This window comes from Jonquetella sp. BV3C21 (assembly GCF_000468895.1).
Taxonomy (GTDB): domain Bacteria; phylum Synergistota; class Synergistia; order Synergistales; family Dethiosulfovibrionaceae; genus Jonquetella; species Jonquetella anthropi.
Map to the genome: position 1 here is coordinate 1 of NZ_AWWC01000009.1, position 22,334 is coordinate 22,334.

The 22,334-nt window shown below is 57.7% G+C and carries 23 protein-coding genes, 1 tRNA gene and 1 pseudogene; 19 read left to right on the top strand and 6 right to left on the bottom strand.

Annotated features, from left to right (window positions below):
* Positions 1-16: 16 nt before the first annotated feature.
* The 3 genes from HMPREF1249_RS02920 to HMPREF1249_RS02930 form a co-directional block, all read right to left on the bottom strand.
* Positions 17-757: an MBL fold metallo-hydrolase gene (locus tag HMPREF1249_RS02920; RefSeq protein ID WP_231286733.1), complete on the bottom strand. Its 741-nt coding sequence runs from the start codon at positions 755-757 to the stop codon at positions 17-19.
* Between the two features lie 116 nt (positions 758-873).
* Complete coding sequence (locus HMPREF1249_RS02925; protein WP_008521069.1) at positions 874-1,422, bottom strand: isochorismatase family protein; 549 nt, start codon at positions 1,420-1,422, stop codon at positions 874-876.
* Between the two features lie 72 nt (positions 1,423-1,494).
* Positions 1,495-2,169, bottom strand: a complete 675-nt coding sequence (locus HMPREF1249_RS02930; RefSeq protein ID WP_008521068.1) for a GntR family transcriptional regulator — start codon at positions 2,167-2,169, stop codon at positions 1,495-1,497.
* Between the two features lie 141 nt (positions 2,170-2,310).
* Here HMPREF1249_RS02930 and HMPREF1249_RS02935 point away from each other — a divergent pair, with 141 nt between their 5' ends.
* From HMPREF1249_RS02935 to HMPREF1249_RS03025, 19 genes are all read left to right on the top strand, one after another.
* The gene (locus HMPREF1249_RS02935) at positions 2,311-3,258 is read left to right on the top strand and encodes an NAD-dependent epimerase/dehydratase family protein (protein WP_008522827.1); all 948 of its coding nucleotides are present in this window, start codon (positions 2,311-2,313) and stop codon (positions 3,256-3,258) included.
* 23 nt (positions 3,259-3,281) lie between these two features.
* A complete protein-coding gene (locus tag HMPREF1249_RS02940) occupies positions 3,282-4,502 on the top strand; it encodes an aminotransferase class I/II-fold pyridoxal phosphate-dependent enzyme (RefSeq protein WP_008521064.1) in 1,221 nt (406 codons plus the stop codon).
* Between the two features lie 132 nt (positions 4,503-4,634).
* Positions 4,635-4,901: a 30S ribosomal protein S15 gene (gene rpsO / locus HMPREF1249_RS02945; protein WP_008521063.1), complete on the top strand. Its 267-nt coding sequence runs from the start codon at positions 4,635-4,637 to the stop codon at positions 4,899-4,901.
* Positions 4,902-5,013: 112 nt separating this feature from the next.
* Positions 5,014-7,284 carry a polyribonucleotide nucleotidyltransferase gene (locus HMPREF1249_RS02950; RefSeq protein ID WP_008521062.1) on the top strand — a complete coding sequence of 757 codons (2,271 nt, stop codon included), beginning with the start codon at positions 5,014-5,016 and terminating at the stop codon, positions 7,282-7,284.
* Positions 7,284-7,721 carry a dUTP diphosphatase gene (gene dut / locus HMPREF1249_RS02955; RefSeq protein WP_008521061.1) on the top strand — a complete coding sequence of 146 codons (438 nt, stop codon included), beginning with the start codon at positions 7,284-7,286 and terminating at the stop codon, positions 7,719-7,721. The genes HMPREF1249_RS02950 and dut overlap by 1 nt, the downstream gene beginning before the upstream one ends.
* Positions 7,722-7,804: 83 nt before the next feature.
* Positions 7,805-9,676 (top strand): threonine--tRNA ligase, encoded by a 1,872-nt coding sequence (gene thrS / locus HMPREF1249_RS02960; protein WP_008522826.1) that lies wholly within the window; start codon positions 7,805-7,807, stop codon positions 9,674-9,676.
* A gap of 215 nt (positions 9,677-9,891) precedes the next feature.
* A complete protein-coding gene (infC, locus tag HMPREF1249_RS02965) occupies positions 9,892-10,440 on the top strand; it encodes a translation initiation factor IF-3 (RefSeq protein WP_008521059.1) in 549 nt (182 codons plus the stop codon).
* A 34-nt stretch (positions 10,441-10,474) separates the two neighbouring features.
* A complete protein-coding gene (rpmI, locus tag HMPREF1249_RS02970; RefSeq protein ID WP_008522825.1) occupies positions 10,475-10,681 on the top strand; it encodes a 50S ribosomal protein L35 in 207 nt (68 codons plus the stop codon).
* A gap of 27 nt (positions 10,682-10,708) precedes the next feature.
* Positions 10,709-11,065 carry a 50S ribosomal protein L20 gene (gene rplT, locus HMPREF1249_RS02975; protein ID WP_008522824.1) on the top strand — a complete coding sequence of 119 codons (357 nt, stop codon included), beginning with the start codon at positions 10,709-10,711 and terminating at the stop codon, positions 11,063-11,065.
* Between the two features lie 81 nt (positions 11,066-11,146).
* Positions 11,147-12,388, top strand: coding sequence for a TrkH family potassium uptake protein (locus tag HMPREF1249_RS02980; RefSeq protein ID WP_231286732.1), 1,242 nt, complete (start codon positions 11,147-11,149; stop codon positions 12,386-12,388).
* Positions 12,389-12,414: 26 nt separating this feature from the next.
* Entirely contained in the window at positions 12,415-13,092 is a 678-nt protein-coding gene (locus HMPREF1249_RS02985) for a potassium channel family protein (protein WP_008522823.1), read from the top strand.
* Between the two features lie 2 nt (positions 13,093-13,094).
* Positions 13,095-14,135, top strand: a complete 1,041-nt coding sequence (gene pheS, locus HMPREF1249_RS02990) for a phenylalanine--tRNA ligase subunit alpha (protein WP_008521053.1) — start codon at positions 13,095-13,097, stop codon at positions 14,133-14,135.
* Positions 14,135-16,525 (top strand): phenylalanine--tRNA ligase subunit beta, encoded by a 2,391-nt coding sequence (gene pheT, locus HMPREF1249_RS02995; protein ID WP_021775815.1) that lies wholly within the window; start codon positions 14,135-14,137, stop codon positions 16,523-16,525. The genes pheS and pheT overlap by 1 nt, the downstream gene beginning before the upstream one ends.
* Before the next feature lie 27 nt (positions 16,526-16,552).
* Positions 16,553-16,849, top strand: a complete 297-nt coding sequence (locus HMPREF1249_RS03000) for a calcium-binding and coiled-coil domain-containing protein 1 (RefSeq protein WP_008521050.1) — start codon at positions 16,553-16,555, stop codon at positions 16,847-16,849.
* Positions 16,846-17,109, top strand: coding sequence for a hypothetical protein (locus HMPREF1249_RS03005; protein WP_008521049.1), 264 nt, complete (start codon positions 16,846-16,848; stop codon positions 17,107-17,109). Before HMPREF1249_RS03000 ends, HMPREF1249_RS03005 begins: the two co-directional genes overlap by 4 nt.
* Positions 17,106-17,615, top strand: coding sequence for a CvpA family protein (locus tag HMPREF1249_RS03010; RefSeq protein ID WP_008521048.1), 510 nt, complete (start codon positions 17,106-17,108; stop codon positions 17,613-17,615). Before HMPREF1249_RS03005 ends, HMPREF1249_RS03010 begins: the two co-directional genes overlap by 4 nt.
* Before the next feature lie 11 nt (positions 17,616-17,626).
* The gene (locus HMPREF1249_RS03015; protein ID WP_021775814.1) at positions 17,627-19,975 is read left to right on the top strand and encodes an endonuclease MutS2; all 2,349 of its coding nucleotides are present in this window, start codon (positions 17,627-17,629) and stop codon (positions 19,973-19,975) included.
* A 67-nt stretch (positions 19,976-20,042) separates the two neighbouring features.
* Positions 20,043-20,119, top strand: a tRNA-Arg gene (locus tag HMPREF1249_RS03020).
* Positions 20,120-20,499: 380 nt separating this feature from the next.
* Positions 20,500-20,841 carry a helix-turn-helix domain-containing protein gene (locus tag HMPREF1249_RS03025; RefSeq protein ID WP_231366872.1) on the top strand — a complete coding sequence of 114 codons (342 nt, stop codon included), beginning with the start codon at positions 20,500-20,502 and terminating at the stop codon, positions 20,839-20,841.
* A 113-nt stretch (positions 20,842-20,954) separates the two neighbouring features.
* Here the strand turns inward: HMPREF1249_RS03025 and HMPREF1249_RS07815 are convergent, their stop codons facing one another.
* From HMPREF1249_RS07815 to HMPREF1249_RS08215, 3 genes and pseudogenes are all read right to left on the bottom strand, one after another.
* Positions 20,955-21,266, bottom strand: a complete 312-nt coding sequence (locus HMPREF1249_RS07815) for a type II toxin-antitoxin system HicB family antitoxin (protein ID WP_081686652.1) — start codon at positions 21,264-21,266, stop codon at positions 20,955-20,957.
* 42 nt (positions 21,267-21,308) lie between these two features.
* Positions 21,309-21,710 (bottom strand): type II toxin-antitoxin system HicB family antitoxin, encoded by a 402-nt coding sequence (locus HMPREF1249_RS03030; protein ID WP_008521045.1) that lies wholly within the window; start codon positions 21,708-21,710, stop codon positions 21,309-21,311.
* 12 nt (positions 21,711-21,722) lie between these two features.
* Positions 21,723-21,860: pseudogene (locus HMPREF1249_RS08215) on the bottom strand (type II toxin-antitoxin system HicA family toxin); the annotation flags it as partial.
* Positions 21,861-22,334 lie beyond the last annotated feature (474 nt).

Here is a 22,334-nt window from a genome sequence, read left to right on the forward strand (position 1 = left end):
CCTGACAGCCGTTTTTTTATTTTTCAATTGGCAGGTTCGTAGGCTCGGGAAGACGGAGCGTCATGCCGTCACAAGCCGCGCAGACGAGACACTGAGGGGTAGAGAGGGCCTGCGCTAAGTTTTCCGGCCCAGCGTCTAAAATCCCGTTGCCCATGTGGGTCATCACCAGCCTGCTGACGTGGCTTAACGCCATCAGTTCCGGCAAGTCCGGCACGGAAAGGTGCTGAATCCACCTGACTTTTTCCATCAGCGTCACGTCGGCGATCAGGGTGTGACACCCTCGATAAAACTCCGCCAGCTCAGGGAAGTAGCACGTGTCGCTTAAAATCCCCCAATCGGCGAAGTAGGGCGACGAAAAACGAAGGCCCCGGCATTCGACGCCGTGGTGACGGAGCAGTACCGTGCTGACAGTGATGCTTCCAATCTCCAGCGGTCCGTCGGCCCAGAGGTGAATCCGGGCGAGTTTGGAGCGAAGGTAGCTGAATAAGATCGGTTCCGGCCCCGTGACAGCGTCAACAGGCAGGGCAACGAGTCCGCAGGGCTTTCGGTTGCCGGTTACCATCGCTTCTGTCAGAGCGTTTAGGTCGCTGCTGTGATCCAAGTGCCGGTGGGTCAAAAGCACCCCTTCGAGGCGTCTATCTTTCATCAATCCCAGCCGACAGGCCTGAACCAACGCGCCGGGCCCCGGATCGATTGAAAAATCCCCCTCCGGCAGCCTGATCCACATGCCGCCGGACGCGCGCCTCTGGGTGACCATGACAAACCGCGTTCCCGCGGTCCCCAAGAACGTTATTTCCCCGGGCGGCTCGACAACCGGACGCTCCTCCGGCTTTGGCCAGCTTGAAACCCTCTGTGCGAGTTCCTCCGGCGGCGTCATCGAAACAGCGGCAGCAGGGCCTTAAACTCCGGAGTGCCTGCCTCCTGAAGAAGCCGATAGGCGACCGTCACAAGGGGCAGAGTTGGAATACCTAACGCGCGAAGATTTGCCGCGGCCAGCTGTCCGTCTTCGAGGCGCTGGCAGGAGCAGCAGTCCATGACAACCGTTACGCCATACCCAAGCCGTTTCAGGTCGACCGCCGTCATGTACACGCAGATGTGAGTTTCTACTCCGGCCAGAATGACGTTTTTCCGCCCGCTTTTCTCCAACAGGGCCATAAAAGGCTCCGAATCAGCGCAGGAAAAACATTTTTTCTCCACTCGGGGCGATTCTCGGACCTCGCCGAGCAACAGCGCGTCTGTGCCTCCTAACTTTGCCGGATTCTGCTCGGTCAAAACGCAGGGGACGCCCAGCGTCCGAGAAACGGTGGCTAAATCAGACGCGCGTTTCAGGATAGTTTCTCCGTCCGGAATCGCCCCTAAAAGGCGAGCCTGAAGGTCAATAAAAACGGTCAGAGCGTTCGACCGCGTCAGTCGATCTGTCACAGTAACCCCTCCTTACGTAGGCCAATGAAATTCATGAAGAAACACCCGTCAGACCTCACCGTTGATAAAGCGTCAGCGGCGGGAGCGGCGGCGGTTTCTCATGTGCGCCTGCAGATCCTTGGACGTGTTTTCCAAGTGTTCTGCCAGAGCCGCGACCGCTTCCTCGACGTCTCCTTTTATTGCCGCTTGGAGAATCCGCCGGTGCTGTTTTTCCGACTCGTCCCTCATGCTGTCCAAGTGAACGCGGATATACCGGTCAACCTGCCGCCTCAGCGTAGCCAACGTGTCCATCGTCATCGGCCGATCGGCCGGCTCGTACAGCGACGCGTGAAATTGGGCGTTCAGGTCCCGCCATACCACCACGTCCGGCTCGGCCTCCATCGTCTGCAAAAGCCGTTCTTCGTCGTCCAGCAGGCGCTTAGTCAGAAGAGGGAACGCCAAGCGGAACACGCCGCACTCAATCCAAGTGATCATATCGTAAATTTCCCGCGCCTCGGCCAAAGACAGCCCAGTCACGACAGCGCCGCGGCGGCCTTGGAATCGGACGAGCCCTTCGCTCTCCAGCTGTTTGAGAGCCTCGCGCAGCGGGATAGGGCTCACGCCCAGCTGATCTGCCAGCTGGCTTTGATGGAGCTGCTCGTTCTCCTGTATCAGACCTCGGTAAATGGCGTCCCTCAGGGTATTCGCGATAGCGTACGAACGCCCCTGAGAGGCTTCCGAGTCGCTGAAAAGCTCATGAAACGACATCCTATGATCACCTCTGACAGCCTGAGGAGCACGTCCGGATTTTAAAATATACGATAGGCCGATAGATTATATTATTTTGACAGCCATTTGGCCGGGACTATACTAAATTATACGTGAAAAAAATATATGGGGGTGGCAACTGTGAAGAGAGTCATCGTCGTCGGATCTCTTGGACAGATCGGCACAGAGTTGGTTAAAAAACTCCGGGGCCGTCTTGGCCCCGATGCCGTCATGGCGACGGACATTCGGGCTGACGAATCTGGCGTTTTGGGCGATGGACCGTTTCAGCAGCTCGACGCGCGGGACGCGCAGGGATATGCCGACCTAGTGGGCTCGTTTGCGCCCGATACGATTATGCATCTGGCAGGCCTTCTGTCCGCGACGGCAGAGAAGAAGCCCCAACTGGCTTGGGCTATCAATATCGGCGGTCTGTACAACGCGCTGGAAGTCGCGCGGGAAAAGGGCTGCGCCGTGTTTTTCCCAAGCTCCATCGCGGCGTTTGGCCCGAACACGCCGCACGACAAAACGCCACAGGACACGATTCAGCGTCCCAACACCATTTACGGCGTGACGAAGGTCTCCGGCGAGCTTTTGTGCGAATACTACCACAAGAAGTGGGGCGTCGATACCCGCGGCGTCCGCTTCCCCGGGCTGATCTCCTGGCAGACGCTTCCTGGCGGCGGGACGACCGACTACGCCGTTGACATCTATTACAGCGCCGTTCAGAAAGGAGCCTATTCGTCCTTTATCGCGGCGGGAACCTACATGGACATGATGTACATGCCCGATGCTATCGACGGGGTGATTCAGCTCATGGAAGCTAATCCGTCCCGGCTGATTCACCGCTGCTGCTTTAACATCACGGCGATGAGTTTTGACCCCGAAGAGGTCGCCGCGTCCATTCGCAAGAAAATGCCGTCGTTTAAGCTCAGCTACGACGTCGACCCGGTACGCCAGAGCATTGCCGAAAGCTGGCCGAACTCGATCGATGACACGGCCGCCCGTCAGGAGTGGGACTGGAACCCCAAGTTCGACCTCGACGCGATGACCGACGACATGCTGGCCAACCTGAAACGGAAATTAGCCTGACAAGGCGAAAGGAGATCTTACAGATGAAACGTCTGGAATCAGTACTTGCCGCTGATCTGGAGCGCCTATCTGCCGAGGGGCGCCGCAAGGGAAGAGAAGAGATCATCGTCGGGACGAAGCCGGCGTCCGGGAAGTTCGGCCCTCGGTTCTTCCTGAAGGGACACGGCTCAAAAGAGTTTATCCGCTTGAACTCCAACTCGTACTTGGGGCTCTCCTTCCGGCCTGAGCTGCTGGCGGCGGAAGAGAAGGCCAGCCGGGAGTTCGGCGTCGGCCCCGGAGCCTGCCGGTTCATCAGCGGAACGCAGGCACCCCATCGTGACCTTGAGAAGAAACTGGCCGCCTTCCACGGCCGCGAGGACGCCATCATCTTCAGCGCCGCTTATACAACCGTCGGCGGCGTCATCACGTCCCTCGTGAGCCCTGAAACGGCCGTCATCAGCGACGAGCTGAATCACAACAGCATCATCAACGCCATTCGGCTTTCCCGCCCGCAGGTCAAGTTCGTGTATTCCCACAACAACATGGAAGACCTGAAGGCGAAAATCGCCGAGGCCGTCAAGTCCGGCGCCAAACGGCTCATCGTCGTCACAGACGGCGTGTTCAGCATGAGAGGTGACTACGCGCCTTTGAAAGAGCTCGTTCAGATCGTCCACAGCGCCGATGACTCGTTCCCAGAGAACGCCATCGTCATCATGGACGACAGCCACGGCGTGGGCGCGTACGGACCGACCGGCCGTGGGACCGAGGAGATCTGCGGCGCGAAGGTAGACGTGCTCATCGGAACGCTTGGCAAAGCCTACGGCGTCAACGGCGGCTACGCCTGCTCGTCAAAAACCGTGATCACCTATTTGAAGGAACACGCGGCCATGTACATCTACTCGAACCCGATTTCCGCCGGCGAAGCGGCGGCCGTCGCGGCGTCCCTCGACATTCTCCAGAGCGACGAGGGCAAAAAGATTCTGGCTCACTTGTCCGCGGTGACCAAACGGTTTGAGGACGGCCTAAAGAAGCTGGGATATGAGACGATTGAGGGCCCGCACCCGGTGACGCCGATGGTGCTTCGCGACACCGCCAAGACCCGGGCCATGGTGGCGCACCTGCTGGAAGGCGGCGTTTTGGCGACTGGCATGACCTTCCCTGTGGTGCCAAAGGGCGCAGAAGAAATTCGCTTCCAGATCAACGCGGATCACACCGAAGCTGATATCGACAAGGTTCTGGAAGTCATCGCCTCGTTTCCCAAGTAGCGGTCCGGCGCGTTCCTGAAAAGGGCATTGCATTTCCTCGCCGGGTGGGCTACAATGCTTACGACCTGTTACTAGGATCATCCCGCAGTGGATGTTCTTGGTTACTGGATTCCCATTCGAGAGGTGTCATAGATGCTCGACAAGAACGTGAAGCAGGATATCATTTCCAATTACCGGGTGCACGCCACAGACACAGGTTCTCCGGAAGTTCAGGTAGCAGTCCTCACTCAGAGGATTCGTGATCTGACGGAGCACCTGAAGGTTCACGTGCACGACTACCATTCAAAGCGTGGCCTTCTTACCCTGGTCGGCAAGCGTCGCAAACTGCTGCGGTACCTGAGAGACAAAGACTTCAACCGCTACAAGACGCTTATCGAGAGCCTAGGGCTGCGCCACTGATCAGACGAATCGGTACTTTCTCTCGGCGAGGACAGTGTTCACTGTCCTCGCTTTTGTGTTATTCTAAACTCGCGAAAAAATCGAAAAGAAGAGAATTGAGGAGGAAATCCGCATGGAGAAAACGTATTCATTGACAGTCGGCGGGCAAGAGTTGCAGTTCACAACAGGGAAAGTGGCCAAACAGGCCAACGGAGCCATTTGGGCCCGCGTGGGCGACACAGTCGTCCTGACGACCGCCTGCATGACCGATAAGCCACGAGTGGGGCTGGACTTTTTCCCTCTGCTCGTTGACTTTGAGGAGCGCTATTACTCGGCCGGCAAAATCCCCGGAGGCTTCATCAAGCGCGAAGGGCGCCCGTCTCAGACTGCCATTCTGAGCGCTCGGGTTATCGACCGGTCGATTCGGTCGCTGTTTGAGGACTGGATGCGTCACGACGTTCACGTCGTCACAACCGTCCTTTCAGTCGACCAGAAAAACACGCCCAACATCTTGGCAATTAACGCCGCGTCCGCCGCTCTGTGCATTTCAGATATCCCGTGGAACGGCCCGGTCGGCGCAGTCCGCATGGGCTACGTGAACGGCCAGCTGGTCGTGAACCCGACAGAAGATCAGATGCCCGAAAGCTCTCTCGACCTGACCGTCGCCGGACACGCCGACGGAATTACCATGGTCGAGGCGGGGGCCCACGAAGTGCCGGAAGCGCTCCTTATTGACGCCTTGGGCGTTGCGCAGGAGGAAATCCGCAAGATCTGCCAGTTCCAGCTCAAGATGCGGGAGGAAATCGGCCTGCCCAAGCGGGAGCTTCCTCACACTGAGGTCATCGAACCCATCGACAAGTGGGTCGCCGACAACCTGCAGGATGAAGTCGCCGTCGCCGTGATGATTCACGACAAGAAGGAGCGCGGCGCGGCGATCAGCGCGCTGGTTGACAAGGCTGTGGAGCACTTCGCCGTCGAGTACCCGGACAGCGCAGTCTACATTTCAGGCGTCGTCGAAGGCTGGGTCAAGAAGAAGATGCGCTACATCACGGCCCATCAGAAGGTCCGGGCCGACGGTCGGGCGACCGACCAAATTCGTCCGATCTCTTGCGAAATCGGCCTGCTGCCCCGCGTCCACGGCTCGGCGCTTTTCACCCGCGGCGAGACCATGTCGCTGGCTACGGCCACGTTGGGCATGCTGGGCGAAGACGACCAGATGATGGACGGGTTGAAGCACAACGAGCCCAACAAGCGGTTCTTGCTCCACTACAACTTCCCGCCGTTCTCGGTCGGTGAAGTCCGGCCCATGCGCGGCCCAGGCCGCCGCGAAATCGGCCACGGCGCTCTGGCTGAACGGGCATTGGCCCCGATTATCCCGAGCGAAGAGGACTTTCCCTATGTGGTTCGCGTCGTCTCGGACATTCTGGAGTCCAACGGCTCGAGCTCCCAGGCGTCCATCTGCGGCGGCAGCCTCGCGCTGATGGCCGCCGGCGTGCCGGTCAAGTGCCACGTCGCCGGAATCGCCATGGGGCTCATCAAAGAGGGAGACGACGTCGTCATCCTCACGGACATTCAAGGCTTGGAAGACCACTACGGCGACATGGACTTTAAAGTCGCCGGAACCCGCGAAGGTGTCACAGCCCTGCAGATGGACAACAAGGCCGGCGGCATCACGAAGGAAATTCTCACACAGGCCCTTGGGCAGGCGCGTAAGGCCCGCATGGAGATCCTCGACAAGATGGAAGCCTGCATCGCAGCTCCTGTCGAGCTGTCCCAGTACGCGCCCCGCATTTTCACCATGCAGATCGACGTTGAAAAAATCCGTGACGTTATCGGTACCGGCGGAAAGGTGATCCGCAACATCGTGGCCGAAAGCGGCGCCAAGGTCAACGTGGAAGACGACGGCACAATTTACATTTCATCGACCGAACCGGAGGCAGTGAAAAAGGCCGAAAAGATGATCACCGACATCGTGCGCGACGTCGTTGCCGGTGAGGCATTTTTCGGCCGCGTGACACGGCTCATGTCGTTCGGCGCGTTCGTCGAAGTGCTGCCCGGCAAGGAAGGACTTCTTCACGTCAGCGAGGTCAGCACCCGACACATCGACAAGATTGAAAGCGTCTTCGCTCCCGGCGATCAGGTCATGGTGATGGTCAAGGAAATCGACGATCAGAACCGGATCAACCTGTCCCGCCGCCGGCTGCTGGCTGACCCGGAGCTGATCAAGTCCGCCGGCTTGGAAGAATACCTGCCCATGGAAGAGGAGCGGGACAAACAGATTGAAGCCCTCCCGCCGTCCGCTCCCAGAGAGCGGAGTGAACGGCCCCCGTTCCGCCGGAACGATTCGGGTGACCGCCCCCGCCGGGACGGCGACAGGGACAGACGCGGCCCACGTCGTCACTGATGACGCTGAAAATTTTTGTCCGCCGGCTCTGCCCTGAAATTCCGCTACCCGCCTACGCGACAAAAGACTCGGCGGGCATGGACCTTCGGGCGGCGTCGGACGTTCAAATACTTCCCGGCAGGACTGCCCTCGTGCCAACAGGCCTAGCGGTCGCCCTGCCGCCCGGGTACGAAGCCCAAATACGACCCCGCAGCGGCTTAGCCGCACGCTACGGCATATCAATTCCCAACGCTCCGGGAACCATTGACAGTGACTATCGGGGCGAAATATCAGTGATCTTGATCAACTTAGGATCCCAGCCTTTTGACGTTCACCGGGGCGACCGAATCGCCCAGATGGTGATCGCTCCGGTCGTTCAGGCCGTATGGGAAGAAGTCGAAACGCTGGACGAAACGGACCGAGGCGACGGCGGATTCGGCCACACCCAGATCCGCTAGCACGTTCAACTTTAATTACATCTAATGGGGTGATTCCCGTGACTGTACGATATCAAGGACCAGACGGAAAAAGCTACGAAGGCGTGCCGATAAAAATCAGCGAAGTCTTTGACCAGTGGGGCTGCCTGAAAAACGCCGTCGCGGCGTTCGTCGGCGAGGAGGAGAAAGATCTGAATATCGTCGTGGAGAAGGACGCCGTCCTGCGTCCCATTACGCCCGACATGCCGGAAGGGCTGGACATCATCCGTCACAGCTCGGCCCACCTGCTGGCTGACGCGGTGACCCGGCTTTTCCCCGGCGCCGTGCCGGCTATCGGCCCGGTCATCAAGGACGGGTTCTACTACGACATTCAGTTCCCTCAGCCGATCAGCGAAAGCGACCTGCCGCGGATCGAAAAGGAAATGCAGCGCATCGTCAAGAAATGTGTCCCGCTCGAGCGGATCAGCGTCACCGTTCCTGAGGCCATTCAGCTGTTCAAGGAGCGGAAGGATCCGTACAAGGTAGAGATCCTCGAAGGCGTCACCGACCCGCAGGTTAACGTCTACTGGCAGGACACCTATGTGGACCTGTGCCGCGGGCCTCACGTCCCGAACACGAAGTTCCTCCGGCACGTCAAGCTTCTGTCCGTTGCCGGCGCTTACTGGCGCGGGGACGAGCACAACATCATGCTCACCCGTATCTACGGAACGACTTTCGACACCGCGGAAGGGCTGGAGACCTACTTGAAGCGGATGGAGGAAGCCAAGAAGAGAGACCACCGCAAAATCGGAAAGGAAATGGACCTGTTCAGCTTCCACAAGGAGGGGATCGGGTTCCCGTTCTTCCACCCCAAGGGCATGGTGGTCATGAACTCCCTTCTCGATTTCTGGCGCCGTCTCCACACCCTCAACGGGTACAGCGAGGCCCGCACGCCCATGATCCTGAACCGGGACCTGTGGGTTCAGTCCGGTCACTGGGATCACTACCAGCAGAACATGTACTTTACCACCATCGACGAGATGCCCTGTGCCATTAAGCCGATGAACTGCCCGGGCGGGATCCTGATTTACAAGGACCGTCTTCACAGCTACAAAGAGTTCCCGATTCGGCTGGCCGAGCTGGGACACGTCCACCGGCACGAGAAAACCGGCGAGCTTCACGGTCTGATGAGAGTCCGCAGCTTCACTCAGGACGACGCCCACCACTTCTGCACCCCCGAGCAGATCAAGGACGAAGTCAAGTTCATCATGGCGCTGGACGACTATGTTTACAGCAAAGTATTCGGCTTCAAGTACCACGTCGAGCTGTCAACCCGTCCCGACAACTCCATCGGCTCGGATGAACTGTGGGCGACGGCCGAGAAGGCCCTTCAGGAAACCCTTGAGGAGACGAACACCCCGTACGTCCTCAACCCGGGCGACGGCGCGTTCTACGGCCCGAAGATCGACTTCCACTTGGAAGACTGCATTGGCCGGACGTGGCAGTGCGGAACGATTCAGCTTGACTTCAGTATGCCCGAAAAGTTCGACATGGTTTACATCGGCCCCGACGGTAAGGAACACCGCCCGGTCATGCTGCACCGGACCATTCTGGGAAGCATCGAGCGATTCATGGGCATCCTGATCGAACAGTACGCCGGCGCGTTCCCGTACTGGATGGCCCCCGTGCAGGTCAAGATCCTGCCGGTCAACGAGTCCCACGTAGCCTACGCAAAGGACCTGAAAGACCAGCTGGCCGATCGGGGACACCGGGTTGAAATTGACCTGTCGGACGAAAAGCTGGGCAAGAAAATCCGCAACGCGCAGGTGGAGAAAGTTCCGTTCATGCTGGTCATCGGCGACAAAGAAGTAGAGAACAAGACCGTCGCCCTGAGAGACAGAGCTGAAGGCGACAAGGGCAGCGTTTCCCAGGAACAGCTGTTTGAACTTTTGGCAAATCAGTACGACCCGAAAGCGGATAACTACCGGGCAAAATAACCTCAAGGCTTGCATGTCCAAGCCTTTCGTGCTATAGTCCTCAGATGTAACGAGCGAGCGCACACCGTCAAGCAGAGGAAACTCTCGCCCTCTGACGCTTCGGCTGTCAACGGGCTGGTGGACGCAGTTTCCGGCAACGGCTGACTGTATCCTGAGGGCTTCTTCCGCCATGGCGGGAGAAGCCCTTTTTGTGCGCCATAATCCCACGGAGGTGATTGACCATAGCCAGGAAATCAACAGACGAACCCCGCGTCAACGAAGAGATTACAGCCGAACAAATTCTCGTGATCGACGACGAAGGAGTGAAGTTGGGCGTCATGACCGTCGAGGAAGCGATTCACATCGCGTCCGAGAGGGAACTCGACGTGGTTGAGGTGGCCCCGGACGGCAAACCGCCGGTGTGCCGCGTTATGGACTACGGCAAATATCGGTATCAGCAGCAGAAACGAGTGAAAGACGCCCGCAAGAAGCAAAAAGTTCAGGCCTTGAAGGAAATGAAAATGAGGCCGAAGATCGACGAGCACGACTACGACTTCAAGACGCGCGCCATCGCCAAGTTCCTGGAAACGGGTCATCGAGTCAAGGTATCAGTCTTCTTCCGCGGAAGAGAGATGGCCTTCCTAGACAAGGGAAGAGACGTTCTCAACCGCGTTGCCGCCGACGTGGCCGAAGTGGGCCGCATGGAAGGCGAGCCCCGCATGGAAGGCCGATACATGAGAGCGATGTTCGCCCCCGGCGGAGCAGCAAACGAACAGACAAAATAGGTAATCGCCTACTGGTGAGGAGGAAATCGACACTATGGCCAACATGAAGACAAAGTCGCGCAGCGCTGCAAAGAAACGCTTTTCCCTGACGGCAACCGGCAAGGTCCGCTACCACAAGTGCGGTAAGAGCCACCTGCTGGGCTGCAAAAACGCCAAGCACCGCCGCCGTCTGCGCAAAGCGGGAATCGCCAGCGATGCCGCAACGCCGAGCATCAAGCTCATGATCCCCTACGCCAAGTAGGGCTGAAACTTTCAGAGGTGAACTGATATGCGAGTAAAAGTCGCCAGCTCCAGCGATCGGAAGCGGAAGAAGCTATTTTCAATCACTAAGGGATTTTTTGGGCGCAAGAAGAACGTCTACCGGAACGCTCGGGAGGCCTACCTTCACGCTCTGACCAGCATGTACAAGGACAGACGCCGGAAGAAACGGGATTTCCGCCGTCTGTGGATTACCCGAATCAACGCCGCTGCACGGATGGAAGATATGTCCTACAGCCAGTTCATGAACGGCCTGAAGAAGTCCCGCATTGAGATCAACCGAAAAATGCTTGCCGAGCTGGCCGTCAATGAGCCGGCAGCTTTCGGCGCGCTGGCCGCTCAGGCTCGTCAGGCGCTCAGCAAGTAAGTGAAAGCCTACAGTTCGCGTCCCATCGAGCGAACTATCATCGGAGGGTTCCTGTTAGTTATTTTGACAGGAGCCCTTTTGTTGTTTTTTTTCGGAGCCTCTGCCGGAAGGCCAATTTCGCCGGTCGACGCGTTGTTTACTGCCACGTCGGCCGTCTGCGTGACCGGGCTGACAGTCGTCGGCACAGATCAGCTGCCGTTGGCGTCCCAAATAACCATCCTGATTCTGATACAGCTTGGGGGACTGGGCGTCATGACTGCCGTCACGGCCAGCTTTTTGCTGACCGGCCGCCGAGTCGGCCACTATCAACGGCTCCTGTTTACCAGCTCTATCGGACTTGACAGCCAAGCCGGAGCTGTACGGCTCGTTCGGTGGATCATCGCCTCAGTATTCATCATCGAAGGGATTGGCGCTTGCTGCCTTTGGATTCTTTTCTGCGGGGAGCTCCCGCCGGGCCATGCCCTGTGGAACGCGGTCTTTCACAGCGTCAGCGCCTTCTGCAATGCCGGATTCAGTTTATTCCCTGACAACTTAGCCAGCTGGCACGGCTCTGGGGTTGTCCCGGTCGTCATCGCCTGCCTGATCGTGATCGGCGGAATGGGCTTTATCGTCCTTCTTGATGTGGCCCTTCGGCTTCTGCGGCGGCGTAAAACTCTTTCCGCTCACAGCCGAATGGTCCTGTGGACGACGGCAGTTCTGCTGGCCGGAGGGAGCCTTCTCCTGTGGGCTAGTTCTTGGTCGTCCGGCGCTTCGTGGAGCGCTAACCTGAAGCGGCTGCCGGAGGCCATGTTCATGTCCGTCTCGGCCCGCACGGCAGGGTTCAACATCGCCCCAATGACGAATGTAACGTCGGTGGGCGCTTTTATCCTGTGCCTGCTCATGCTTGTCGGGGCCTCCCCAGGCTCAACCGGCGGCGGCCTCAAGACGACCACCGTCGCCGTTTTGGCCATGACGGCAATCAGAGAGACCCAGGGCGTCCGCCAAGTCACAGTCGGCAGAGGGGGAATTCCCCAGTCGACGATCAACCTGTCCATCACTCTGGCGGTGCTGTACCTGTCGAGTATTGGAACTGGTATCATAGTCCTTGGGCTTGTAGAGCCCCTGCCGCTGAAGAACATCGTCTTCGACGCCTTTTCAGCCCTTGGAACTGTCGGGCTGTCGCTGGGCGACGTGGGACGCTACAGCCCGGCAGGGAAACTGGTGCTGACGCTCCTCATGTTCTGGGGGCGGGTTGGACTGCTCACGTTTGCCTACGGACTTTTCAGAAAGAGTGTCAGCGAAACTGGCGTCACCTATCCGGACGCCTCAATACCTATCGGCTAAACGAGCCTCAGCGAAAGGAGCTTGACATGCCTGCGGCTAGTCGCAACTATTTCATTATCGGGCTGGGACGGTTCGGCCAAGCGCTCTGCGAGCGGCTCTCGGCCCTTGGACAATACGTTATCGCCGCTGACTCCCGAATGGATCGGGTAGAGGCTATTTCCCCAAAGGTAGCCTATGCGGTCCGTCTTGACGGCACCGACCATCAGGCTCTGATCAACGCCGGCGTGCAGCAGGCTGACGTTGCCGTGGTCGCAATCGGGGCCGACCTAGAAAGCAGCATCCTCTGCACCGCCATCCTGAAGGAGCTCGAAATACCGAAGGTCATCGCCCGGGCCCAGACGGCGCTTCACGCCCGCGTGCTGACCCGCGTGGGCGCTTCGCGAGTCGTCTTCCCCGAGCGGGATCTGGGGACGAAACTTGCCGAACAGGAGGCGAACCGCTGGCTTGCCGGGTTCTATCAGGTCGGGACAAATTACTCCATGGCGGAGCTGGCCCCCATGCCGTCAATGATCGGGAAATCGCTGAAGGATCATGGCTTCCGAAATCGCTTCAACGCCAACGTAGTCCTGATTAAACGGCAGGATGAACAGATTTTCCCAAGCCCCGAAACAGTCATTCAAGCCGATGATCTGCTTTACGTTGTAGGCGATACGGCAAACCTCACCGAGTGGGCAGACAAGCTGAACAAAACGAAGGAGGAGTAAGTGTGAGCGATCTGACTGACCGTATCGAACAAATCCGCCGGGATCTCCGCGGCCTTCTGAAAGAGGGACTGACGTCCCAAGCCCTTCAGGATATTAAAGTCCGTTTCTTCGGCAAAAAAGGCGACATGACCCAGCTGCAGAAACTTCTCGGGAAGATGACCCCGCAGGAGCGTCCGACGGCGGGAAAAATCATCAACGACGCTAAAAACGAGCTTTCAGCCCTCCTCGACGGCGCCATTGCCCGCAAGACCAAAGAGGCAATGGACGAAGCCGAGCGCAAAGACCGGGTTGACGTCACCCAGCCGGCGTGCGGCCGGCCGTGGGGGAGCTGTCACCCGGTCGTTCAGGTTACCTTCGACGTGCTGGAAGTACTCACCAACTTGGGCTTTTCCGTCCGTCTTGGTCCTGAGATCGAAAGCGACTACTACTGCTTCGAGGCCCTCAACATTCCGCCGCACCACCCGGCCCGGGACATGCAGGACACGTTCTATTTCCCCGACGGCTCGCTTTTGAGACCTCATACGTCTCCGGTTCAGATCCGTTCCATGCTCGCCCTTGGCGCGCCGCTGCGGGTGGCCTGCCCTGGACGGGTTTACCGCCGGGACAGCGATCCGACCCACTCGCCGATGTTTCATCAGGTCGAAGGCCTCGTCGTTGACAAGAACATTTCCGTCGCCGACCTGAAGGGCTGCCTTGAGGCCATGGTCAGCGGCGTCTTCGGCCGTTCGCTGGCCGCCAGATACCGAGCCAGCTACTTCCCGTTCACCGAACCGTCGCTCGAAATGGACATCGAGTGCTTCTCCTGCGGCGGCCACGACTCGTCCTGCCGAATCTGCAAAGGCACCGGCTGGCTTGAGATCGGCGGCATGGGCATGGTTCACCCGAGCGTCCTCCGCGCCGGCGGCGTCGATCCATCCCAGTTCACCGGCTTTGCATGGGGCATGGGACTTGACCGCATCGCCATGCTGAAATACGGATTGAACGACCTTCGGGCCCTGTTCGACGGCGACGTGAACTATCTTCTTTCGGGGAGGAATCAATAATGCTGCTCTCGTGGAACTGGCTCCAGCAATTCGTCTCGATTCCCGCTCCGATCGATCAAGTAGCTGACCGGCTGACCGTCACCGGCAGCGAAGTCGAGTCATTGACCCAAGTCTCACCAAAAGTAAGCGGCCTTCGGATTGCAAAAGTCTTGGAGACGAAAGTCCACCCCACAAAATCCGGTCTGACCGTCACGACCCTCGACTTGGGGAACGGCGAACGTCGGCCCTGCGTCACCGCGGCGAAAAACGTCACCGCCGGCTGCATCGTCTCGTACGCGCCGAGCGGCTCAACGATTGCCGACGGGATGACTTTGGGCTTTAGGGACTTCGACGGGTTCACCAGCGACGGCATGATGGTATCGGCAGCCGAGCTCGGCCTGCCGGAGCTCTCGCCCGTTCACGGCATTTTGCTTCTCCCAGACGACGCCCCGATCGGCGCCGACCTGAAAACATGGCTCGGCCTTGATGACTGGGTGATCGACCTGTCCATCACGCCGAACAGAGGCGACATGCTCAGCTACCTCGGCACGGCCCGAGAGATCGCCGCCCTGATTCCCGGCGCTTCGCTGCACCTGCCGGAGCTTCGCCCCGCCTTGCAGCAGCCTGGGGACTGGAGCGTCCAGTTCAACGGCGTAACCCTCGAAGGCGACGGCTGTATGGCCTATCGCCTAGGCGCCGCCGACAGCGTGAAGGTGGCGGCTTCGCCTCTCGAATGGGGCGTCAGGCTCTGCCTGTCGGGCATGAGGCCCGTCAACAACGTCGTTGACGCGACCAACATCGCCATGCTGGCATTGGGTCAGCCCCTGCACGCCTTCGACGCCGCTAGCCTGCCCGCGCCTGAAATTACCGTCAGACCGGCCCGGCCCGGCGAGACCATGATGAGCTTGGACCACAAAGAGCGGGTTCTCTCGGACGGAGATCTCGTCATCTCGTCCGGCGGAGTAGCCGTCGGACTGGCTGGCGTCATGGGCGGGCAGAACTCAGAGGTGACAGAGAGCACGGGCGCGGTGCTGATTGAAAGCGCCTGCTTCAGCGCGCCCGCCATATCGCGCACTTCGCGCCGCCTTGGCATTCCAAGCGAGGCCGCTTTCCGCTACGCCAGAGGCGTCGACCCGTGCCTGACCGAGCTTTCTCTCAGCTGGGTCAAAGCCCTGCTGAGCCAGTGGGGCGCCGCTCGGGTATACGAAAAAGAGATCTTCTGTCAGAAAAAGCCCTTTGAGCCCCGCCGGGTGTTCCTGACGGAGAGAAAGACTGCATTGCTGACCGCTCAGCCGGATCTGGCTAAGACGGGCAAAGAGACGCTGACGCGCCTCGGCCTTGTCGCCAGCGCCGAATCGGCCGAAGGAACGGAATACGTCGTTCCCAGCTGGAGAAATGACCTGTCCATCGAAGAGGACCTCATCGAAGAGGTCGCCCGCATTCACGGGTATCAGGACTCGCGCCCTCGGATTCCCGAACTCTACGGCCCGGGCCAGCTGGGCGAGTTCATGTCCCTTCACCGGCAGATTCGCGAAGCGGCCATGGCCCGCGGCTACTCAGAAGCTATAACCTACAGCTTCATCAGCCCGGATTGGCTTCAGAAGATCGACTATCCGGAAATTGACTCGTGCAAAACGTTAACGAACCCGATCAGCGCTGACTTGTCGGTCATGCGCCCGACCATTCTCCCGTCGCTGCTGGCTGCTGTCAGCAAAGCGGAAAAACGAGGTTGGCGGGACGAAATCAGGCTGTTTGAGTGCGGCAAGGCGTTTGTCCCGTCTCCGGATGGAACCGTCGAGTTTGACAGACTTTGCGGCGTCGTGTACGCCGGAGCAGAGCGGCGCCGACTATACGGCGCCCGGACTGCCGAAGACTTCTTCTCCGTCAAGGCAGATCTGATGGCCCTCCTCGTGAGCCGCGGCATCAGAGGAACCTTCATCCCGGCCTCTTTGCCTTGGGGACACGCGGGGCAGACCGCACAGGTCCTTCTAGACGGGAAACCGGCTGGGTATTTAGCCCAGCTCAAGCCGTCAATCTCTTCGGCTTGGGATCTTTCCGCGCCGCTGTTCTTCTTTGAAATCGATCTTGCTCCTCTTGCGCGCCCATTCAAGCCCTGCTATAAGCAGAGCGGAGACTTTCCCCCGGTGTATCGGGACATCGCGCTTTTGGCGGACAGAGGCGCGTCGTCTGAGGCCATCGCCAGCGAGATATTGGAGCTGGGCAAGCCGGTGCTTCGGTCGGTCAAGCTGTTTGACCTGTACTGCGGCCAAGGAATCCCAGAGGACAAAAAGAGCTTGGCCTTTTCGATGGCCTACCGGCTGGACGACCGGACGATGACCGACGCAGAAGTGGAAAGCCGGCATTCGGCACTTCGGCAGGCCCTAGAGAAGAAAGGCTACGTGCTGCGTTAACGCACAAGCAAAGGAGGTAATCGGACGATGAACGACCTGAAGAACTTCGATCAGCTGCTCTCTGATCTTTCGTCGGCCATCGAAACGTTTCGCCGCAACGAAGCGGTCAAGGAAGAGACGTTTCGGACGCAAACAAACCCATTCCGCAAGGAGCTGGAAGCCGTGACCAGCTCGCTTTCTGACTGCAAAAAACAGCTGCAGGACGCCAGAAGCGAGCTCGAAGCCGCGCAGAAGGAAAATCAGCGCCTTCAGACAACGCTGAGATCCGTCTGCAAAGGCCTGCGTGACCTGCTCACCCAGGCCAGCGAGGAGCGTTCCCAATGACAGAACAGGCTCGCGAATCTTCGATCACCCTTGGCAGCAAGACCTACGCGATACAGACGCTTCTTCCGCCGGAGGACGAGCTCCGAATCAAGCACATCGCCCAGGACTTGTTCGGCTCGCTCTCACGGGAGAACGACCAAGAACAGAAGTTGGTCATCGGTTGGCTGTTGATGGCCTACCGGCTCGAGCAGGCGCAAGTTCAGCTTGAAAAACTGCTTGCCCTGCTTCACGAGCTCAGCGGAACGGAGAAGGCAGAATGAAAGTTATTCAAGAGTTTCTCGCCCAGTCCATCACGCCGATTGACCTGATCATGCTGTGCCTGGCCCTGTACTTCGGCATTCGAGGGTTCCTTCTCGGCTTCGCCAGAGAATTTGCCTCCTTGGCAGGCACGCTCATCGGAGCTTGGCTCGCCTTTACTCAGTGGCGCTGGCTGGCCGACATCCTGTCTCACACCTTCCCCCGCGTGTTCACCAACCCGGTCCTCACCCAGATGACCGCTATCGTACTGCTTTTCCTCGCCAGCGGCCTCATCTGCTCGCTCCTTGGCCGACTTCTCGCATGTATCTTTCGGTTCGTCTGGCTCAACTTCTTCAACCGCGTTCTGGGGCTCGCGCTGGGGCTTGGGAAAACGATCATCATCGCCATGGTCATCGTCCATTTCCGTCACCTTATCCCTGGATGGCATATCGAAGGGACCTATACTTGGAAAGTCGCTTCGTGGGCTCTGACCTGGCTCGAAAATAATTTCCCAACTCTGCTCGGTTAGCCAGCTCCGCCATGAACCTTTCAGAACAAACAGCCCAAACGCTTGAACTGCCGGACGTCTTAGCTCTCTTCGGCCGCAAGGCCCGTAGCGAACTCGCGCTAAAAGCCTTGGCCCATCTGTCCCCAGCTTCATCAGTCGAAGAACTTCGAACCCGACAGAACGCGCTCAAGTCCTATGCCGACTGCCAAGCAAAAAGGGGAGAGCTCCCTTGGCTTTCTGACGTAAAGCTCGCCGCTTATCTGCTTGACGAAGCCAAGGAAACCGGTTGGGTCGACGGACCACAGCTCTTGACGATCCGCCGACTTCTTGAACTCAGTCAGAAAATTAAAGAGTTCCTCGACTCAACCAAAGAGGACTGGCCGGAGCTTAAAGCTCTCTGCGGCCGCATTCGAGACTTTACTGAAGAAATCCGCCGTCTGGCTGTGCTTGACGATTCAGGCGAACTGCTTGACGGCGCGTCGCCTCGGCTGCGCGACCTCCGAACAAAACTGGAAAACGCGAAAAGTCAAGCGCGGACTCGGGGAAACCGATTCCTCAACGGCCCTCAGAGCCACATGCTTCAAGAAAAGATCCTCACCCTTCGGAACGGACGGTTCTCCGTGCTGGTCAAGCCCGGCTCTGTCCCGTCCTTCCCGGGGATATTCACCGAACGGTCGCTTTCCGGGAACTCCGCCTACATGGAGCCCCAGTCCATCGTCCCGCTGAACAACCAGATAGCCGACCTGAACCAACAGATCAAGGAAGAAGAACGAACCATTTTTAGAGAACTGACCGGGCTCCTTCTGGCGCGGCAGGGCGCAATCCGTGCAGCCGAAGACGTCCTGTGCCAGCTTGACCTGTGTCACTGCGCCTTAGAGTGGATGTCCGGCGCAAAATGGCGCTTGGCCGAACTCCAAGCGCCATGCCATTTTCGCTTTTATCAGCTCCGGCATCCGCTTTTAGGAAGCGGCGCCGTCCCTATTGACGTCGCCTGCGGACTGAAATATCGCCAACTGGTCGTCACCGGCCCCAACACCGGAGGGAAAACTGTCGCCCTAAAAACGGCAGCCGTCGCCGTCTACCTGAGCTGGTGCGGCCTTCCTGCCCCGTGCGGCGATGGCTCGACCATCGGCCCGATCGACGGCATTTACGCCGACATCGGCGACGAACAGAGCATCGAACAGAACCTTTCCACGTTCAGCTCCCACCTGACCCGAATCGTCCAGGCTCTCGAAAAAGCCACGAAGAATTCTCTCGTCCTGCTGGACGAACTGGGCGCGGGAACTGACCCGCAGGAAGGCTCGGCCCTAGGCATTGCCCTTCTTGAAGAGTTCGGCAAACGGGGCAGTCTCGTTCTGGCCACGACCCACCACAACCCGATAAAGCACTACGCCACCGTCACGGCCGGCGTAGAGGCGTCCTGTGTCGATTTTGACGAAAAATCACTGAAACCGACGTACCGGCTGCTCACCGGCGTTCCCGGGCAAAGCAACGCCCTAGCCATTGCGGGACGGTACGGTATGCCTCAAAACATATTGAGCCGGGCCCGGCAGCTTTTGAACGAACGGGAAGTGGACGCTGAACGCCTGATGGGAGAGCTGCAGACGAAAAAGTCCCAGCTCGACCGAATCGAGCGGGAAGTCATCCAGCGCCAAACCGAGCTGCAGACCGCCCAGACCCAAATCGAAGCGCGGCGCAAAGCGCTCTTCAGCCAAAAAGATGACGTTCTCCTAAAAGCCCAGCAGCAGGCCCGTCAGGTTTTAGACGAAGCAGAACAGCAGGCTCGGGATCTCCTGAGAAATCTCCAAGACGCAGCTGAATCTGCCGGACACAAGGTCATGGAGGACCACAAAAAGCAGACAAAGGCGGCTCGACTCAGAGGGGCTGTCCGAGAAGCCTCCATCGAGGCCCGAAAAAACGCCGCCCTGTCTCAGGAAAAACCGTTGGCCGTCGGGGACTCGGTCCGAATCGGAGCCGACGGCAAAGCAATCGGTGAAATTGTCGCCCTCAGCGAAAACAACGCTGAAGTTCAGATGGGCATGATGAAAGTATCCGTTCCAGTCCGCCGCTTGGTCAGAACCAAACGGCCGAAGGAAGAGTCTTTCGCCTCGGGGCCGAAGTTCACCAAACCGGAAGGCGTCGCCGGCTCATTGATGGTCAGAGGGCTTTCGCTGGACGAAGCCATGCCGCTCGTGTCCCAGTACTTGGATCGGGCCATGAGAGCCGGTTACGGCGAAGTCACGATCATTCATGGGCGGGGAGAGGGAATCCTTCGCCGGGCCGTCCATGAGCTGTGCGCCAGCCTCAACTACGTATCCGAGTATCGCCTTGGCGGCCCCGGTGAAGGAGGATACGGCGTCACAATCGTCCGTTTCAAATAAGTCTTTTAGCGCAGACTTGCCTAAAACGCTTGACGAAAGCTATCTTCCGGTGTAGCATAACTCCGTTGCGCTCGTAGCTCAGCTGGATAGAGTGTCGCCCTCCGGAGGCGAAGGTCGTGAGTTCGAATCTCGCCGAGCGCGCCATTTGGACGGTTTTCCGGGATATTTCGGTATCTATCGGAATATGCATAAAACAGCGTGCCAGCCTTAAAAATATCTGGGCTGGCACGCTATAATTTTATCGGAATCAAACGGAATCAAACAGTCTTTACCGGCGCAAAACCGGGACTTAAACCGGGACTGTGTTTTTCGGGTTGAAGATGTTCCCGTTTACAGTCCCGGTTTTTCTTTCAAACCCTTGCTATTGCTGGTGTTTCATTTGGGACTTTTTGCAAAAGGAGCCGCCTCTGCTGACAAAGTCAACGATCGACAGGGCTAGAGGACGTGACGTCGGCTGGCATAATGGGAGTTATGTTCTTTTGCATAATTTTGTGAGGAAGTCGCAAAAATGCTACCTCAGGAAATTGAACAAGCTAAACGGGAGTTTGCGTATTTTAAAGAAAGGTGTGATGAAAATGGACAACAGCTCAGTCGGCATTCGCTGGGAAGATGTTCAGAAAGAACTCTTCACCCCAGAAGACATTGCCATTAGCCATCTTAAAGCTGCTCTCATCGGGGAACTTATCAGAGCCCGTCGGGAACTAGGATTATCTCAGCGCAAACTCGAAGAAATGAGCGGGGTAAAGCAGCCTGTTATAGCGAGAATGGAGCTGGGCGAAACAAACCCCAAAATTGACACCGTAATAAAGCTTTTAGTTCCTTTAGGTAAGACGCTGGCAATTGTGCCCCTTCCAACTAATGAATGATGAGAGAAGAGGGGGAGTAGCCTTTTTTAGGCGTGTTGGTTAAGTTTTTCGCGCCAAGCCTCTTGAAGCACTTGGGAGCAGTTAATCCCTTGTTTGTCCGCTAATTGACTCATTCACAAAGGCAAAGAAACGTTTTTCCTCGTGGCTCGTGTGTCCGTTTGCGAACGATATAGAACGGTGTCAGCTTTTAGCACTGAGCAGATTGTATCAGGAGTGCAGTGTAAGAGTGATTGAGGTGTTGGGGTAGGGATCTCAAGTCCCTCATCTTCTGCCGTCACGAGCCATAGGGCCATGGCGTCTCTCATCTGATTAATTACATCAGAGAGATCTTTGCCCGTCGTAATGCACCCCGGCAAATCAGGAACGCGGGCATTATACTCAGAGCTGTCGTTTTTTGTAAACGTTGCGGTAAACAGATAAACCATCGTTGCCCGTCCTTGTTGGCTAAGCAGGGAGCTTTAACTGAGCTATTTAGAAGCGCCAATCGACTGGGCAATGGCCGCTTGGAGCAGCTGACTGTAGTTGAGGCCGGCTTTTTTGGCGGCTTTGTCCATCCACGCGGGTACCGTGACGGATTTGCGAACGTAGGGTTCTCGGACTGCGGCGCGAATAAGCGGCATCCAAACTTCGATCAGGACATAGATTGCTTTTTCCTCTGTGGAAAGTTGAGCCTCTTGGGAAGGCGCTGGGATCGTGTCGTGATCATCTTCCATACCGACCAGATGAAGCCCTAAGGCCTCTTTGGCTCTGTAGATCGCTTCTGTTGCGTCCTTGCCAACGGTGACGCAACCCGGCAGATCTGGAAAGGTGACGCCGACTTGGTGTGCTTCGTAGTGCAGCTGAGCCGGGTAGATATATCGGTCAACCATGATGTTTCCTCCTTACTTTAGGCGAATGCCCGCTTGTTGTTCAATGCTTTTGAGAAGCTCTCCTGAGATGTCCTTGACTGGGTAATGGATTGTCACTTTGCCGGGAACGCCGTCCTTTTTAAACTGGTGATGATCTCCGGCGATCCTGACGCAATACCAACCTTATCCTTCAAGCTGGGAAATGATCTTCGCGGATGGTAGGGATCGCCCAGAGCGGAACTCCTCTCTGACATAGTCTGAGATTACTATAACATCTTAATACATATGGTAAGTATATATTAACAGAAGCCGATTCGATCGAGAGCGTGAAGTGAGACAAGCCTGCAGGGTTCTGATGCCCTGCGCAATTTCAGGTACGGCACGACCGAAGGTCGAGCAGCACAAAAGCCACTCGCAGCAAGGGGCGTGTTCTTTTGCAATGATTTATGTAACTGGGGCTTAAACTGGGACCTTATATTTACAAAATAACGCGTTGAATATATTGTTTTATATAATACGTAAATATCTCGCATAAGTCCGAGCGTCTATATGATATTAGCCGCATCAACTGGGGGAGCTGTAAAAACGAGAACCTCTGAACGGGACATAGCAAAAATTAACTAAGTAACAACAAGCGCGACCGCC

Bases quoted from the DNA above. Each gene is read 5' to 3' on its own strand.
- HMPREF1249_RS02920 (WP_231286733.1), bottom strand. From the start codon at position 757: ATGGTCACCCAGAGGCGCGCGTCCGGCGGCATGTGGATCAGGCTGCCG.
- HMPREF1249_RS02930 (WP_008521068.1), bottom strand. From the start codon at position 2,169: ATGTCGTTTCATGAGCTTTTCAGCGACTCGGAAGCCTCTCAGGGGCGT.
- HMPREF1249_RS02940 (WP_008521064.1), top strand. From the start codon at position 3,282: ATGAAACGTCTGGAATCAGTACTTGCCGCTGATCTGGAGCGCCTATCT.
- rpsO (WP_008521063.1), top strand. From the start codon at position 4,635: ATGCTCGACAAGAACGTGAAGCAGGATATCATTTCCAATTACCGGGTG.
- HMPREF1249_RS02950 (WP_008521062.1), top strand. From the start codon at position 5,014: ATGGAGAAAACGTATTCATTGACAGTCGGCGGGCAAGAGTTGCAGTTC.
- dut (WP_008521061.1), top strand. From the start codon at position 7,284: ATGACGCTGAAAATTTTTGTCCGCCGGCTCTGCCCTGAAATTCCGCTA.
- rpmI (WP_008522825.1), top strand. From the start codon at position 10,475: ATGGCCAACATGAAGACAAAGTCGCGCAGCGCTGCAAAGAAACGCTTT.
- rplT (WP_008522824.1), top strand. From the start codon at position 10,709: ATGCGAGTAAAAGTCGCCAGCTCCAGCGATCGGAAGCGGAAGAAGCTA.
- HMPREF1249_RS02985 (WP_008522823.1), top strand. From the start codon at position 12,415: ATGCCTGCGGCTAGTCGCAACTATTTCATTATCGGGCTGGGACGGTTC.
- pheT (WP_021775815.1), top strand. From the start codon at position 14,135: ATGCTGCTCTCGTGGAACTGGCTCCAGCAATTCGTCTCGATTCCCGCT.
- HMPREF1249_RS03000 (WP_008521050.1), top strand. From the start codon at position 16,553: ATGAACGACCTGAAGAACTTCGATCAGCTGCTCTCTGATCTTTCGTCG.
- HMPREF1249_RS03005 (WP_008521049.1), top strand. From the start codon at position 16,846: ATGACAGAACAGGCTCGCGAATCTTCGATCACCCTTGGCAGCAAGACC.
- HMPREF1249_RS03010 (WP_008521048.1), top strand. From the start codon at position 17,106: ATGAAAGTTATTCAAGAGTTTCTCGCCCAGTCCATCACGCCGATTGAC.
- HMPREF1249_RS03015 (WP_021775814.1), top strand. From the start codon at position 17,627: ATGAACCTTTCAGAACAAACAGCCCAAACGCTTGAACTGCCGGACGTC.
- HMPREF1249_RS07815 (WP_081686652.1), bottom strand. From the start codon at position 21,266: ATGGTTTATCTGTTTACCGCAACGTTTACAAAAAACGACAGCTCTGAG.
- HMPREF1249_RS03030 (WP_008521045.1), bottom strand. From the start codon at position 21,710: ATGGTTGACCGATATATCTACCCGGCTCAGCTGCACTACGAAGCACAC.